Annotated in this window: 14 protein-coding genes; 4 read left to right on the top strand and 10 right to left on the bottom strand. The window is 32.4% G+C overall.

The genetic code is table 11. The features are described 5' to 3' along the window. Positions 1 to 97: 97 nt before the first annotated feature. Together SHI72_RS20210 and SHI72_RS20215 are read right to left on the bottom strand one after the other, a co-directional pair. Positions 98 to 847, bottom strand: coding sequence for a LytR/AlgR family response regulator transcription factor (locus SHI72_RS20210; protein WP_264205812.1), 750 nt, complete (start codon positions 845 to 847; stop codon positions 98 to 100). Then, a complete protein-coding gene (locus SHI72_RS20215) occupies positions 844 to 2,658 on the bottom strand; it encodes a histidine kinase (protein ID WP_323491191.1) in 1,815 nt (604 codons plus the stop codon). Before SHI72_RS20215 ends, SHI72_RS20210 begins: the two co-directional genes overlap by 4 nt. Before the next feature lie 204 nt (positions 2,659 to 2,862). Here SHI72_RS20215 and SHI72_RS20220 point away from each other — a divergent pair, with 204 nt between their 5' ends. From SHI72_RS20220 to SHI72_RS20230, 3 genes are all read left to right on the top strand, one after another. Continuing rightward, positions 2,863 to 4,023 (top strand): vWA domain-containing protein, encoded by a 1,161-nt coding sequence (locus SHI72_RS20220; RefSeq protein WP_039118139.1) that lies wholly within the window; start codon positions 2,863 to 2,865, stop codon positions 4,021 to 4,023. A 31-nt stretch (positions 4,024 to 4,054) separates the two neighbouring features. Next, entirely contained in the window at positions 4,055 to 4,669 is a 615-nt protein-coding gene (locus tag SHI72_RS20225) for a murein L,D-transpeptidase catalytic domain-containing protein (protein ID WP_323491192.1), read from the top strand. Positions 4,670 to 4,736: 67 nt separating this feature from the next. Next, complete coding sequence (locus SHI72_RS20230; RefSeq protein WP_323491193.1) at positions 4,737 to 6,368, top strand: DUF4139 domain-containing protein; 1,632 nt, start codon at positions 4,737 to 4,739, stop codon at positions 6,366 to 6,368. A gap of 282 nt (positions 6,369 to 6,650) precedes the next feature. Here SHI72_RS20230 and SHI72_RS20235 read toward each other — a convergent pair whose 3' ends face one another. The 3 genes from SHI72_RS20235 to SHI72_RS20245 form a co-directional block, all read right to left on the bottom strand. Continuing rightward, positions 6,651 to 7,688, bottom strand: a complete 1,038-nt coding sequence (locus SHI72_RS20235; RefSeq protein WP_323491194.1) for an NADP(H)-dependent aldo-keto reductase — start codon at positions 7,686 to 7,688, stop codon at positions 6,651 to 6,653. Positions 7,689 to 8,181: 493 nt separating this feature from the next. Next, a complete protein-coding gene (locus SHI72_RS20240) occupies positions 8,182 to 9,123 on the bottom strand; it encodes an OmpA/MotB family protein (RefSeq protein ID WP_323491195.1) in 942 nt (313 codons plus the stop codon). Between the two features lie 327 nt (positions 9,124 to 9,450). Then, a complete protein-coding gene (locus tag SHI72_RS20245; protein WP_323491196.1) occupies positions 9,451 to 10,215 on the bottom strand; it encodes an exodeoxyribonuclease III in 765 nt (254 codons plus the stop codon). Between the two features lie 116 nt (positions 10,216 to 10,331). Here SHI72_RS20245 and SHI72_RS20250 point away from each other — a divergent pair, with 116 nt between their 5' ends. Then, complete coding sequence (locus tag SHI72_RS20250; RefSeq protein ID WP_039116549.1) at positions 10,332 to 12,134, top strand: GNAT family N-acyltransferase; 1,803 nt, start codon at positions 10,332 to 10,334, stop codon at positions 12,132 to 12,134. A gap of 102 nt (positions 12,135 to 12,236) precedes the next feature. Here SHI72_RS20250 and SHI72_RS20255 read toward each other — a convergent pair whose 3' ends face one another. The 5 genes from SHI72_RS20255 to SHI72_RS20275 form a co-directional block, all read right to left on the bottom strand. Continuing rightward, positions 12,237 to 13,034, bottom strand: coding sequence for a M48 family metallopeptidase (locus SHI72_RS20255; protein ID WP_039118133.1), 798 nt, complete (start codon positions 13,032 to 13,034; stop codon positions 12,237 to 12,239). Beyond that, positions 13,018 to 13,464 (bottom strand): DUF4870 domain-containing protein, encoded by a 447-nt coding sequence (locus SHI72_RS20260; protein ID WP_039116553.1) that lies wholly within the window; start codon positions 13,462 to 13,464, stop codon positions 13,018 to 13,020. Before SHI72_RS20260 ends, SHI72_RS20255 begins: the two co-directional genes overlap by 17 nt. After that, complete coding sequence (locus tag SHI72_RS20265) at positions 13,461 to 13,874, bottom strand: DUF2752 domain-containing protein (protein ID WP_039116555.1); 414 nt, start codon at positions 13,872 to 13,874, stop codon at positions 13,461 to 13,463. The genes SHI72_RS20260 and SHI72_RS20265 overlap by 4 nt, the downstream gene beginning before the upstream one ends. A gap of 3 nt (positions 13,875 to 13,877) precedes the next feature. Next, entirely contained in the window at positions 13,878 to 14,216 is a 339-nt protein-coding gene (locus SHI72_RS20270) for a TM2 domain-containing protein (RefSeq protein WP_039116556.1), read from the bottom strand. 178 nt (positions 14,217 to 14,394) lie between these two features. Further along, positions 14,395 to 14,673 (bottom strand): TM2 domain-containing protein, encoded by a 279-nt coding sequence (locus tag SHI72_RS20275; protein ID WP_039116557.1) that lies wholly within the window; start codon positions 14,671 to 14,673, stop codon positions 14,395 to 14,397. Positions 14,674 to 14,732 lie beyond the last annotated feature (59 nt).

Raw genomic sequence — 14,732 nt, forward strand, 5'->3', positions numbered from 1 at the left:
GGCTTCTTTGCGTCTTTACGAGAGATATATTCGGCAAAGTATTGCATCTTTTTCCTTAACTTAATGATATTGCACTTACATCAGTAAAGTATAGCACTTACTTAAAATTCTTCAGGAAATCTTCTTTATACGTTGGAGAAACTTCAATTTCTGCCCCATCATTTAGAGTTATAATTCCGCCTTTATTATATGATTTTACACAATTCATATTAATAATATGCGATTTATGAACTCGTATAAATGGTAAGGGTAAAATCTCTGAAAAGTGTTTTAAGAATCGACAAACCATTTTCTTATTTCCGTTGTTTAGGTATAAATCAGTGAAGTTTCCATTACCTTTTAATCGAACAATTTCTTCCATTTTAACCACTTCAAAACCTTCTAATGTTGGTAAAATTACTTGTTGCTTTTCGGGTTTAGTTTCATGAAAATTCTCAACGATAATTTTGTTTCTGTTAAAAATTTCATGGTTCATAACCTGATGATGCACTTTGTTTACTGCAACAATCAATTCTTCAATACTAATAGGTTTTAAAAGATAATAAGCAGCACTTTGGTTTAAAGCTTTTAATGAATATTCAGAAAAAGCGGTAACAAAAATCGTTTCAAAATGTAAATCTTTGCATGCTTCCAAAACATCAAAAGCATTCCCAAAAGGCATCTCAACATCCAGAAAAACCAATTGTGGTTGTAGTTCGTGTAACAATGGAACTGCTTCTTTTATATTTTGCGCTTCGCCAATAACCTCAACCTGCGGACAATATTTACTCAAATAATTCTTGAGTACTTCTCGTGCTGCAAGTTCGTCTTCGACAATTACACTTCTTATCTTTTGAAAAGTCATCATATTTTATCTATTAATGGAAAAACAATTCGGACAATAGTTCCTGTTTCTGGCATCTCTTTTTCGATAATTTCAAAAGAAATATTCTTTTTATACAATTCGTTCAGCAAACCAATACGTTCCTTAGTATTGCTTAATCCACGGGACTCATGTGCTTTTTGATTACTTGTTTTTAGTTCTCGACTTTTGGTTAAACCAATACCGTTATCTTCTATAACAACCACCACTTTTCCATCTGCAAACTCAAAATTAAGATTAAGAAATCCCTTTTTATCAAGGTAGCGCAATCCGTGCCAAATTGCATTTTCCAGATGCGGCTGAATAATCATATTGGGAACTAAAACCGTTTCGGCATCCAAAGCTTCATCGACATTAATTTTAAAATCAAATTTATCCTGAAAACGCAAATGTTCTAAGTCCAGGTATTTTTTTAATTGTTCAATTTCTTTGTCTAATGTGATGAAATCCTTATTGGAGTTTTCCATCATGTTTCGCATCAGGTTAGAATAAGAGGTCAGGTATTTATTGGCTTCTAATTCTTTATTTTCCGAAATAAACTGATTCACACTATTCAAACTATTAAAGATAAAATGTGGGTTCATTTCTCGTCTCAACGATTGTAATGCAATTTCTTTATTTTTAGTTTTTATCGAATACAAGGCTTTTACAATAAATAGGAATAAAAGCAAGAGCAATAATATAGAACCTAAAAGAAAATAATTGAAGGTGTTTTTCTTTGTAATTAATTCATCTTTTAAGGTTTTTTCTTTTTCTAACTGACGAATTTTATCTTCGGTTACCTGAAATGTTTTTGCATCGATTAGTGTAGTATCAGATTGGATTAGTTCGTCAAAATTCTTAAAGAACTGCTCATATAAAGCAATACTTTCTTTATCGTTTCCTTTGGTTTTGTAATACGCTATTAAAGCCGACAAACTTTTCTTTGCCTCGGTAGAATTTCCATTTTTAGATGCTAAATCATAGGCTTCTTTAAGCGACAGAATGGCTTTCTTAGGCTCTTCTTTTTTAAAATAAAGTTTTGCCAAAGATTGCAATTGCTTGATTTGTGTGATGAAATCTTGTTTGGTTTTGGCTTCCGCCAAAAGTCTTTCGTTTATGCCAATCGCTTTCTCAAACTGATTATCCGAAGCATATACTTTGGCTATTTCATTTTTAATCTTAATGACTTCTTCCGGTTTATCTTTTGCGTAAGCGAGCGCTTTATTGTAACTCTCGATTGCAACTATTTTATTTTGCTGTTGTAGAGAATTCTCCGCTTTTTGAACATATGCCGCAGATACCTCATCGATTTTATTCTCTTTTTTAAGTAACTCAATATTAGAATTTACATATCCTGCTTGCGTAATCGGGCTTGCTTGTGTGCGCAATCGGTTAGCGTCATTCTGGTTTATTTTTCCCTCGCTTTTATCTTCTGAAATAGCCCCTGCTGCTTCATAATTTTTTATTGCCGAGTCGAACTTTTTCTGGTTCTCTTGTACTTTGGCGATACTTCTTGTTACTCGTATTTTATCATCTGCAAGATTTTGTTTGGTATAACTTGCTAATGCTTTTTTATAATATTCTTCGGCCTTTGCATTATCTCCTTTATTAAGGAATTCATTCGCAAGGCGTTCATAATTTTGACCTATTTGCGTTTCATCATTTACATCCAATGATTTTTGTAATTCTTTAGATACTTTGCTCATTTTGGAAATTGGCACTGCTTTTTTCTTGGCAAGAGAATCCTGTGCCACTACTCCAAACGGAAGTAACAACATTAGAAATAAAGAAAAAACAATTACTAAACGGCTCATATATTTTATCTTTTTTTAAATCTTAGTGCCTTAATTTCTTAGCACCTCAGAACCTTCAAAAACAATACTGTAAAGTAAAGTATTTTATATTCCGTTTACAACTCGTTTCACCAAGTGAAAATACCGTTTCACCATTTCTGCAAAAAACGAACTCTTTAAGTTTATAAGTTTGGTCTATAATCACAATCTAAAACATAGGAAATCATGAAAACATCAATCCTTATCTCAGCGCTTTTAGCAACTACATTCTCTTTTGCAAATAGCAATTATACTAATGCAAACTTCAAGAAGAATACTAAAATTGAAAAACCAATAACTGCAGAAAAAACCAAAATACAAGTTGCATTATTATTAGATACTTCTAGTAGTATGGATGGATTAATTGACCAGGCAAAATCCCGACTTTGGAATATTGTGAACACTTTGACAACTTTAAAATACAATGGACAAAATCCCGATATCGAAATTGCTTTGTATGAATATGGCAATGACGGTTTATCGAAACAATCTAATTACATCCGACAAATAGCACCACTTTCGACCGATTTGGATTTGATTTCGGAAAAACTATTTTCTCTAAGTACAAATGGTGGTAACGAATACTGCGGAGCCGTGATTCAGGACGCAACCAAACAATTAAAATGGGCAAAGGACAATAACAATATGAAGCTAATTTATATTGCAGGAAACGAAGAATTTAATCAGGGTGGAATTAATTATAAAGAAGCCATTAGCAATGCTTTAAAGAATGATATTTATGTAAATACTATTTATTGTGGTGATAAAACCCAAGGTATAAATGAATTATGGAAAGATGGTGCCGATTATGGAAAAGGTAAATACTTTAATATTGATTCCAACCAAACGGTTCGTTATATAGTAACTCCTTATGATGTTGAAATTACTAAATGCAATGAAAAAATCAATAAAACTTATATTGGTTATGGTTCAAAAGGCTCTGAGAAAAAAATGAATCAGGAAAAACAAGATAGAAATGCTCAGGGAGTTTCTGCATCTAATTATGCTGAACGCGCAGTGAGTAAATCTAAAGCTGTTTATAAAAACGATAGTTGGGATCTAGTTGATAAAGTAAAAGATGACGCTACAGCTATTTCGAAAATAAAAAAAGAAGAATTGCCTGCTGAACTTCAGAATAAATCTACTGCCGAATTAAAAGTAATTGTTGCACAAAAAACCAAAGAAAGAGAAAATATTCAAAAGGAAATTAGCGAACTTGCTAAAAAACGTCAAGGCTATATAGATACCGAAGCAAAAAAGACAAAAAAACAAGATGATTTGGGTAATGCCATAAACACATCGATTGTTGCTCTTGCAAAAGTTAAAGGATATACTGTTGAGAAATAAATAAAGTGTGAAAAATAAATTATTTAAGAATATGAAAAAGAGTATCCTCTTTTTGATTTTTATAGGAGTATTTTCTGTTAGTTTTAAATGCATCCATAAAGAAGAAAATCCTCAATCAACTAGTTCAAAATCTTCTTCTAAAGAAAAACTAGAAAGCCAGATAAACGAGATTAAAAAGTTTGTAAACACATCTTCGAAATACAATACCGAAGTTGGCTTTTTTATCGATATGGGAATTGCTTCTGGCAAGAAACGCTTTTTTATATATGATTTAAAAAACGATAAACTACTTAACAAAGGTTTGGTTGGTCATGGCTCTGGCTCAGAAACTGGAATCCCTGGGAAGTTAAAATTTAGCAACGTAAATAATTCACTTTCTACCTCGTTAGGAAAATACTCGATTGGGTATTCGTATGAAGGCACTTTTGGGAAGGCATACAAGTTATACGGATTAGACAAAACCAACGATAATGCTTTTGATAGAAATGTGGTTTTGCATAAATATAAGGATGTTCCTTTTGAAGAACAAATAAATCCGATTTGCAACAGTTATGGATGTCCGATGGTAAATGAAAAGTTTTTTGGTGTAGTTGAAAACATAATTGATAACTCTAAAAAGAAAATCATTCTCGTTATCTACTATTAAAACCCATTCAAATTTTCGTTATTTGTAATCCTTATTCCCCTAAACAAACAATTTAAATATTAAACTCATGATAAAAAAAATAGTAACATCAACTTTATTATTGATTGGCGCAATTGCATTTGCACAAAAGCCAATCTTTACAACGGCTAAAGTAAAAGCCGCAACAGTATATTTTAATGCTGCCGAAATTTCGCAAACGGCAAGCGCTAATCTTCCGTTAGGAACAAGCGAGATTGTGATAAAAAATGTTGCCGTAGACTTAAATGAAAATTCTATACAAATAGGAACTCCATCGACAGTAACGGTTCTTTCGGTTCAGTTTACTAATAATTATATCTCCGAATATGAAGTAGATACTAAATCTCCCGCTTTAAAAAGAGTTAGAGATAGTATTGTTTTGGTTCAGAAAGAGCTTCAGAAAGTTAATAACACGATAAATTCTGAGACTAAAACAATTCAACTTCTAGATAAAAATCAACAAATTTCGGGTGTGAATTCTGGTTTGAATGTAACTGAATTAATGAAAATGGTTGAGTATTATAAAAACAAGCAAATCGAAATCGCCAATACTATTAATACACTTACTGAGAAGCAACAAAAGCTTAACGAAACACTTCAAAAACTAAGTAATAAACTTGAAGTTGATACGAGTAAAGAAGAGAAAACCTCATCGGGAAAACTAATCGTTCAGGTTATGAATGAAGTTGCAGGTGCTGTTCCATTAGATATTTCGTACTTAACAAATAATGCTACCTGGACTCCGTTTTATGACCTACGTGCCGAGAGTGTTACATCGCCTATTAATATGATGTACAAAGCTCAGGTAATCCAAAATACAGGTATCGATTGGAAAAAAGTAAAACTTACTTTATCTAGTGGTTATCCTAACCAAAACAATCAGGCACCGATACTAAGTTCTTGGTTTTTGAGAAATAATAATATTAGTCAACCATATGCTTACCAACAAAAAAGTGTAATGAATCAACTGCAAGGAAGGGTTGCAGAAGACAATGCATTAATGGAAACTGTAGTTGTAGCACCAGTTGCAATGAAGAAATCATCTGTTTCAGATTACACGACTGTCGAAGAGAATCAACTTAATGTTTCTTTTGATATTGATATTCCTTATGACATTTTATCTAACGGTAAAGTACATAGTGTTTCTCTAAAAGAAATAAAATTGCCTTCATCATATAAATATTATGCTGCGCCAAGAGTAGAAAACGAAGCTTTCCTTCTTGCTGAAATTGCAGATTATAGCAAATACAATTTGTTAAGAGGTGAAGCCAATATTATTTTTGAAGGAATGTATGTAGGTAAAACTTTTATCGAACCAAGTCAGACTAGTGATACTTTAAATTTAAGTATGGGTCGTGATAAGAAAGTATCTATAAAACGTGAAAAAGTAGCCGACAAATCGGGAACTAAGTTTTTATCTTCTAAAAAAGAACAGACTTTTACGTATGATATCACAGTAAAAAACAACAAAAAAGAAGCTATTGAACTTTTATTAAAAGATCAATATCCTTTGACTACGAATAAAGAAATCGAAGTTGAATTATTACAAAGTGATGGTGCAAAAGTAAACGCCGAAACTGGAATATTGACTTGGCAATTGCAAATGAAGCCTAATGAAATCAAGAAATTCCGAATTAGTTATAAAGTAAGATATCCTAAAGATCAGGTATTAAATTTATAAATCTCTTTCAAAATAAAATCCCGATACAATTAAACGTGTATCGGGATTTTTATTTTAATATCTCCAGTAATGCTTAATATGGAACGCTGATAAAACGGATTCGCTAAGGCGAAAACGCAGATAAAAACAGATTTTCTTTATAGTCTTTTTAAAAAATCCGTCCCGACGCTTCGGGATCGCGTCTTTACTTTTGTAAATCTGTGTTATCCGCGTTCCTTTATGACAATCTATGCTAGAAAGGTTTGTAGTAACTGAAAACTGAGACTGAAGCTAAAAACTAAACTACGGTGCTGGATCAGGAATTACAGCGTGAACAGCATTTATTTCGGCAATAACTTCGTCTGATAATGTAAGGTTAATAGAATCTATATTTTCTTTTAATTGCTCCAAAGTAGTTGCTCCAATAATAGTACTTGTTACAAATGGTTGCTGATTTACAAATGCCAATGACATTTGTGCAAAATTTAAACCATGTTTATTAGCAATTTCCTGATACATACGTGCTGCTTTGGTACTTTGCTCACTACTATATCTTGTATATTGTGGAAACAAATTAAGTCTTGAGTTTGGATGTTTTTCTCCAGATAAAAATTTACCTGATAATACTCCAAAAGCCATTGGCGAATACGCTAATAAACCTATATTCTCTCGCATACAAACCTCAACAGAAGCATTCTCGAAAAGACGATTTAATAATGAATATGGATTTTGAATTGTTTTAACTCTTGGCAAATTATTGTATTTATTCTCTTCTAGAAAACGCATAATTCCCCAAGGATTTTCATTAGAAAGTCCTACATGTTTAATCTTTCCTTCTTTTATAAAACCTTCCATAGTTTGTAGAACTTCATGGATATTATCTTCCCAAGCGTCGTCCTGAATTTTAAGTCCGCGTTGTCCAAAACAATTTGTTTTACGCTCTGGCCAATGCAGTTGGTATATGTCTACGTAATCGGTTTGTAATCTTTGTAAACTTTGGTCTAATGCATATTTTAAACTTGCTGGCGAGAAATCTATTTTCTCACGCATATAGCCAAAATTATCATTTGGTCCAGCGATTTTGGTTGCCAAAACCACATCTTCTCTTTTTCCTGATTTTTTAAACCAGGTTCCTATAATCTTTTCTGTACTTCCGTAAGTTTCTTTACTTGCAGGAATAGAATACATCTCGGCAGTATCAAAAAAATTAACGCCTTGTTCTAGCGCATAATCCATTTGAGCGTGTCCTTCGGCTTCGGTATTTTGTTGACCAAAAGTCATCGTACCAAGGTTTATTTTACTTACTTTAATATCGGTATTGGGAATTGTAGTGTATTTCATTTTTTTAAAGGGTCTAAGGTACTGAGTTGCTAAGATTCTAAGCTTTTTACGAATAAGGCTCAAAGGTACAAAGCAATATTTCAAAAGAAAAAGGTTCAAAGTTAAAAAACTCTAAACCTTTTTATGCCATAGTCATCTTCGGAGATAATCTTGTTTTATTTTCTGTTACAGATTAAAAGATTTTTGAAATCTGTTAAAGCCATATCAGAATTACCATAAACTTGTCATTTCGAGGAACGAGAAATCTTCACGAGTAGCTCGACAAAGATTATGGAATTTCTTACGGAGATTTCTCGTTCCTCGAAATGACAATATTGAGTAAATACTCTATAAATATCTTTTTTGATATGTATTACTTTTAAACTTAATTCTAACTTAATACTCCCAAGATCAAAAAAGACTTTGTAGTATAACCAGAAAACAAAAAAAGGTCCAGAGTATAAACCCTGAACCTTTGTTTCTTTGTACCTTAGAACCTCAGTTCCTTAGTAACTTAATTAATGCTATTTAACATTTCGGCGATTTCATCTAATCTTGGTGTTAGGATGATTTCGATTCTACGGTTTTTAGCTTTTCCTTCTGGAGTTGCGTTGCTTGCCAATGGAGAGAATTCTCCACGACCTGCAGCAGTTAACTTTTGTTTGTTGATTTTACTGTTTTCGCTTAAGATCGCTACAATTGCTGTTGCTCTCTTAGTCGATAAATCCCAGTTGTTTGTAATTACTCCTGAACCTACATAGGGATCATCATCTGTATGTCCTTCTATCAATACTGAAAGATCTGGATTGTCTCCTAATACTTTCCCTAGTTCTACAACGGCTTTTTTACCTTCTGTTCCTACTGACCAACTTCCTGAATTAAAAAGTAATTTGTTTTCCATAGAAACATATACTTTTCCGTTCTTTTGCTCTACTGTCAATCCTTTCCCTTCAAATCCGTTTAGGGCTTTTGATAGGGTTTCTTTTAGCTTTTTCATAGCTGCTTCTTTAGCTGCTATCATAGATTCTAGTTCGTCTAAACGTTTTGCTGTTTTGTCTAAACGTGCTTGTTCTGCTCCTAATGCTTTTCCTTTGGCTTCTAGTTGTTCTAGTAACTCACGGTTTTTATTCATGTTGCTTTTTAAAGCTTCATTACTGTTTTTTTCTAACGCATCATAAGAGTCTTGCAAAACTTTTAATTTGTTTTGTGCAGCTGCATAATCAGCTTTTTGCTTTTCTAGTTCAGCTTTAGTTGTAGCAAGATTTTTATTTAATCCGTCACGGTCTAACTCTAATTGATTTTTTGCTTTTAGCAATTCGGCATTTTCATCGGAGATTGAACGATTTTCTTTTTTTAAATCGGCAAATTTCGTTTCCAGATCGTTGTATATTTTTTTGGATACACACGATGTTGTAAGCGCAAGTATCAATAATCCGATTGAAGCTTTTTTAATCATTTTTTTGTGGTGTTTATTATTTGAGATTTTCTTATTCTTTTTTAATTATTGGTATTAGCACGATTCTAGCCCTGATTACTTCACTATACTTTTATTTTTATATGAGTTCAGTGAATTCTCATTTATAGCGAAAATCCTTTATGTTTTTCCTTTAAAAACATTCAGATTACTTCACTAAGTTCATATTTCACATATGTGTTCAGTGAATTTTATTTATAGCGGAAAGCAGGACACGAGCGAAGCGAACTGACGAAGTAAACAGCTCCTAAAAAAATACTTTGCTGGAGTTTGCTTAAATCTTGTGTGTATCTAACAATAATGATACCATTAATCTTCGATTTCGACTAAAACCGGGCAATGGTCAGAATGTACTGCGTCTGGTAATATAACGGCACGTTTTAGTTTGTGTTGTAAGCTATCGCTAACTAAATTATAATCAATTCTCCATCCTTTGTTATTTCCTCTTGCTCCTGCACGGTAACTCCACCATGAATAATTGTGTGGTTCTTTGTTAAAGTGGCGGAAACTATCTATAAATCCTGTTTTCATGAATCCATCTAACCAAGCGCGTTCGGCTGGTAAAAACCCTGAAACTGTTTTGTTACGAACAGGATCATGGATATCTATCGCTTCGTGACAAATGTTGTAATCACCGCAAATAATAAGATTTGGTGTTGTTTTTTTAAGCTCATTAATATAGGTCTGAAAATCATCCATAAACATGAATTTATGATCCAATCGCTGAATATTGGTTCCTGACGGAAGGTATAAACTCATTACAGAGCAAGTGTCGAAATCTGCTCGAAGGTTTCTTCCTTCAAAATCCATGTGCTGAATTCCGGTTCCGTACACAACGTTATTTGGTTTTGTTTTTGAAAGGATAGCAACACCACTATATCCTTTTTTTGTAGCTGGATAATAATACTGATATGGGTAACCTGCTTTGGTAATATCTTCTACCGGAATTTGATCTTCTGTCGCTTTAATCTCCTGAAGACAAATAACATCCGGATTTGCATGTTGTAACCAATCGATAAATCCTTTTGAAATTGCAGCACGAATTCCGTTTACGTTATAAGAAATAATTTTCATTACAATTTTTTTTATGTATTTCAAATGTAATAAAAAAGCGGAAAGTTTGAATAAGAATTAAGGAAAAGTAGAGTTTTTTGTTATCTTTGTTTCCTGCTCTAAAAAACAAATTGTACATGGGTTTAGTTACCGCGAAAGAAGTTGCCAAGGCAATAAATGTTGACAAGTACGGGGTGTTAGGTACTTTTTCTGGCTGGGTCCTTATGAAGGTACTAAAGATATCGACCTTGAACAAGATTTACGATAGGAATAAACATTTAGAAGATCTCCCTTTTTTGAATGGAGTTTTGGATGATTTACAAATAAAATTCGAAATCCCGGAAGAAGATTTAAAACGATTACCTAAAGACGGTGCTTATATTACTATCTCAAACCATCCGCTTGGTGGTATTGATGGCATTTTATTGTTAAAGTTAATGCTTGAAAGAGAGCCTAATTTTAAGATTATTGCTAACTTCCTGTTACACCGTATTGTTCCGTTAAAAAAATATATCATGCCTGTAAATCCTTTTGAGAATCATAAGGATGCAAAATCAAGCGTGGTTGGAATAAAAGAAACGTTTCGTCATTTAAGTGACGGAAAACCTTTAGGGATTTTTCCTGCTGGTGAGGTTTCTACTTATAAAGACGGGAAATTAGTGGTGGATAAACCTTGGGAGGAAGGCGCGATTAAATTAATCAGAAAAGCCAAAGTGCCTGTTGTTCCTATTTATTTTCATGCCAAAAACAGTAAATTGTTCTATTGGCTTTCTAAAATAGATGATACTTTGCGTACAGCAAAATTACCATCGGAATTGCTTACTCAAAAGGATCGTGTTATTAAGGTACGTATCGGAAAACCTATTTCGGTTAACGAACAAAACGAACTTGAATCTTTTGAAGAATACTCGGAGTTTTTAAGAAAGAAAACTTATATGCTGGCAAATCCTTTTGAGAAGGAACATAAATTGCTAGATACTGCAAACTTAAAGATTACTAAAAGTCCTAAGGAAATTGTTACTCCTGCAAATGGAAACAAGATAAATGCAGAGGTTGAAATTTTAAGAAACACAGATTGCAGATTATTACAAAGTAAAAACTACGAAGTGTTTTTTGCTGAAGCGAAAAATATTCCGAATATATTACATGAAATCGGCCGCTTACGCGAAATTACCTTCCGTGAGGTTGGTGAAGGAACAAATGAGCCTATTGATATTGATCAATACGACCAATATTATCACCATATGTTTTTATGGGATGATGATGCAAAAAAAATATCTGGTGCTTACCGTATGGGATTAGGTTCTGAGATTTATCCTAAATACGGAATGGACGGTTTTTATCTAAATGACCTTTTTAGATTCGAGCCTGAACTTCATGATATGATGCATAAATCTATCGAGATGGGGCGTGCATTTATTATTAAGGAATACCAACAAAAACCAATGCCTCTTTTCTTATTATGGAAAGGAATCATTCATACAACGTTGCGTTATCCTGAGCATAAATATTTGCTTGGTGGTGTAAGTATTAGTAATCAATTCTCAGATTTTTCTAAATCATTGATGATTGAGTTTATGAAATCTAATTATTACGATCCTTATATTGCGCAATACATTCACCCGAAAAAAGCATACAAGGTTAAACTAAAAGATGCTGATAAGGACTTTATTTTTGATGAAGCTGAATCGGATTTGAACAAGTTTGATAAAATCATTGACGAGTTAGAACCAGGAAACTTACGTTTGCCTGTTTTGATTAAAAAATACATCAAACAAAATGCGCGTGTAGTAGCTTTTAATGTTGACCCTTTATTTAATAATGCTATCGATGGTTTAATGTACATTCGTATTGCCGACATTCCGGAAAGCACAATGAAACCGGTTATTGAAGAATTTCAGATAGAATTAGAAAGAAAACTTGCAGAGAAAGACGATTAATTTCTCTACTCTTATAAAAACAAAAATCCCGTTTCGATGAAACGGGATTTTTTATTTTATGTAAACTACTTTTGTTTGATTAAATAAAACTAATAGCAGCTATTAATTTTCATAATCGTTTACCGCTTTTTTGAAACCATCCCATTCTTTTTGAGACAATATCATTTTCTTCTCTAGTTTTTTACCTTTTATATATTCCAAAATATATTTGGCTCTGGCCTCAGATTCTGGATGTGTGCTTATCCAGGATAAAGCTCCTCCAAAACTTTTATCAAATGACATATCATAAAGGAAATCTGCAAATGGTGCTGGGTCAACTTTTGCCTTAAGCATATATTCTACACTAGTAATATCTGCCTCTTTCTCGAGTGAACGATCATAAGCTGTAGAAGATAATGTATGCATTACTTCTTTTATTACGCTCCCATTGTTTCCTGTTGTAATAGACATAAGAACAGAAAAACCAATTTCTTTAGATAGCTTTTTCATGACATGGTCATTCTCTATATGAGCAATTTCATGTCCTAATACACCTATTAATGCTTGCTCATTTTTTGAAGCTTCGATTAAACCTGAATATATTACCAAATGTCCGTCTGGCAAAGCAAATGCATTTACCTCATCTTTTTGAATAATATGAACTTTAAGACTATCGCGCACAATTCCATTTTCTTTACATAATGGATCTAGCAATTTATCTAATGTTTTAGTAATAGAATCATTCACGATTATATCTTCTGTCTTTTTAATTTGATCCCAAATCATATCGCCAACTCCTTTTTCGGTAGCGCTTTTGGCTTTGTCAATTTTAAAGAAAGTGATATAATCTATTTGTGCTAATAAAAACCATATACCAAAAAAAGCTCCTACGATGGTTAGTCCTCTAAATAGTGTTTTCATTGGTCTTGCAAATTAAATTAGTAATATCGGCAAAAAAGTATATTTCGATATGATTTCCTTTTCTTGTCTGACTTGCCAGATATAAGGTAAATATAAACTCCACTAGATTAAAACCTATTATCGTTAACATATACGCTATATATGTATTGGTAAACTGACCTTCTTTGAAAACAATCGAGATAGTCCACCAAAAACCTACGGTATTAAAGAAAAACATACCTAGTTGTGCCAATAATGCTTGTGTACAATGCCATTTAACAAAAGCTGTACTTTTTCTGTTTCCTAAATAAAAAAAAACGGATGCCAATAAATTCATAATTGGCAACGGCAAACCTCCTAGCACAGCAACAAGTGACATCAAATAACTATTTGATGCTCTTTCTAACTCACTATCATAAGGTTTGTAATTAAACTTATTTAATGCGGTCATATTTGTTTGTTTATATTCCAAATCCAATTGATAATTACTAAAATAATCAACAGTATTGCAACTTTTTTTGTCCTAATTATTGTTTCTGTTTTAATGTAGAAATCGTAAAAAGATTGTCTTTTTGTGAAGTAATCAAACGCAATCCAGCCTGGAGCAATAAGCATTATTCCTGCTACAATAATTCCGAATGGATTTAGGTATAAAGAAGTGAGTATATTTCCTTTAAAAAAACTGTCGACTGCTCGTGTAGTTCCACAAGAAGGACAAGGAATAGTGGTTATTCTTTTAAAAAGACAGACCGTAAGATCATGATCTGAATTTAAATGTGATACAAAATCAAAAAAGAACAACCAACTATACCCTAAAAAACAAGCAATTAAAGTTAACGCATAAAGCTTGTTTTTTGTCATGTTTTACAAAAATGTATTGTTAAATGCCATTGCATTTTTTTCTTTGGTAGCTCCTTGGATTAAAAACCAATCTACAATAGCCCAAATCATAAAACCTCCACAAGTAAGTAATTTACCTACTCCCATTCCAGTATCGCCAATATAAAAACGGTCAATTCCGTATGCACCAGCAAAAATAGAAATCAACAAAGCTGTTGTTGGATCTTTAAATTGAGTTAATTGTAATCTTTGCCATTGGCTTTCGTCTAAACTTAAAAGTTTTTCTCTGATTGCGTTTAAATGATGCCCTTCAAAATATTTTGCATTCATCATCATAAACATATCAACTTTTTGTGTATCCATTATTAAATTTTGGTTTTGATTGGTCCCTACTCTATTTATGGATTTTCGGATACTCCATTTTTTGCAAATATAAAAAATTATAAGAAATAACTTCTTTTAATTAATTTTAGCACTATCGTTTTTAAAATTAAAAAAATGAAAGCCAAAAAAAAATCTCGAAAAATCGAGATTTTATATCTTAAAACCAGCCTTTCTTACCTACTTGGTAGGTTTGATAAAACTCTTCGTCAGTTTTAGTTAAGTAAATAATTCCTTCTACAAGACCTATTATTCCTCCAACTCCGCAAGTTACCACTCCGATAACTAACTGAATAATACCTTCTTGAGTATACCCTAAAATAAATTTATGAATACCTAATCCTCCTAACAGAATTGCTAGAACTCCGGCAAGTACTTTTTTATTTTCTGGTTTTACAATTTGTGGGTTGTTCCACTCTTCAGATTTTGAATTTTCCATTTTTATTAGTTAAATAATTTATAATGAATAAAAATAGAAATTTTATTGAGAAAATTCAC

The sequence above is a fragment of the Flavobacterium sp. PL02 genome, from assembly GCF_035013205.1.
In the GTDB taxonomy this organism is placed as follows: domain Bacteria; phylum Bacteroidota; class Bacteroidia; order Flavobacteriales; family Flavobacteriaceae; genus Flavobacterium.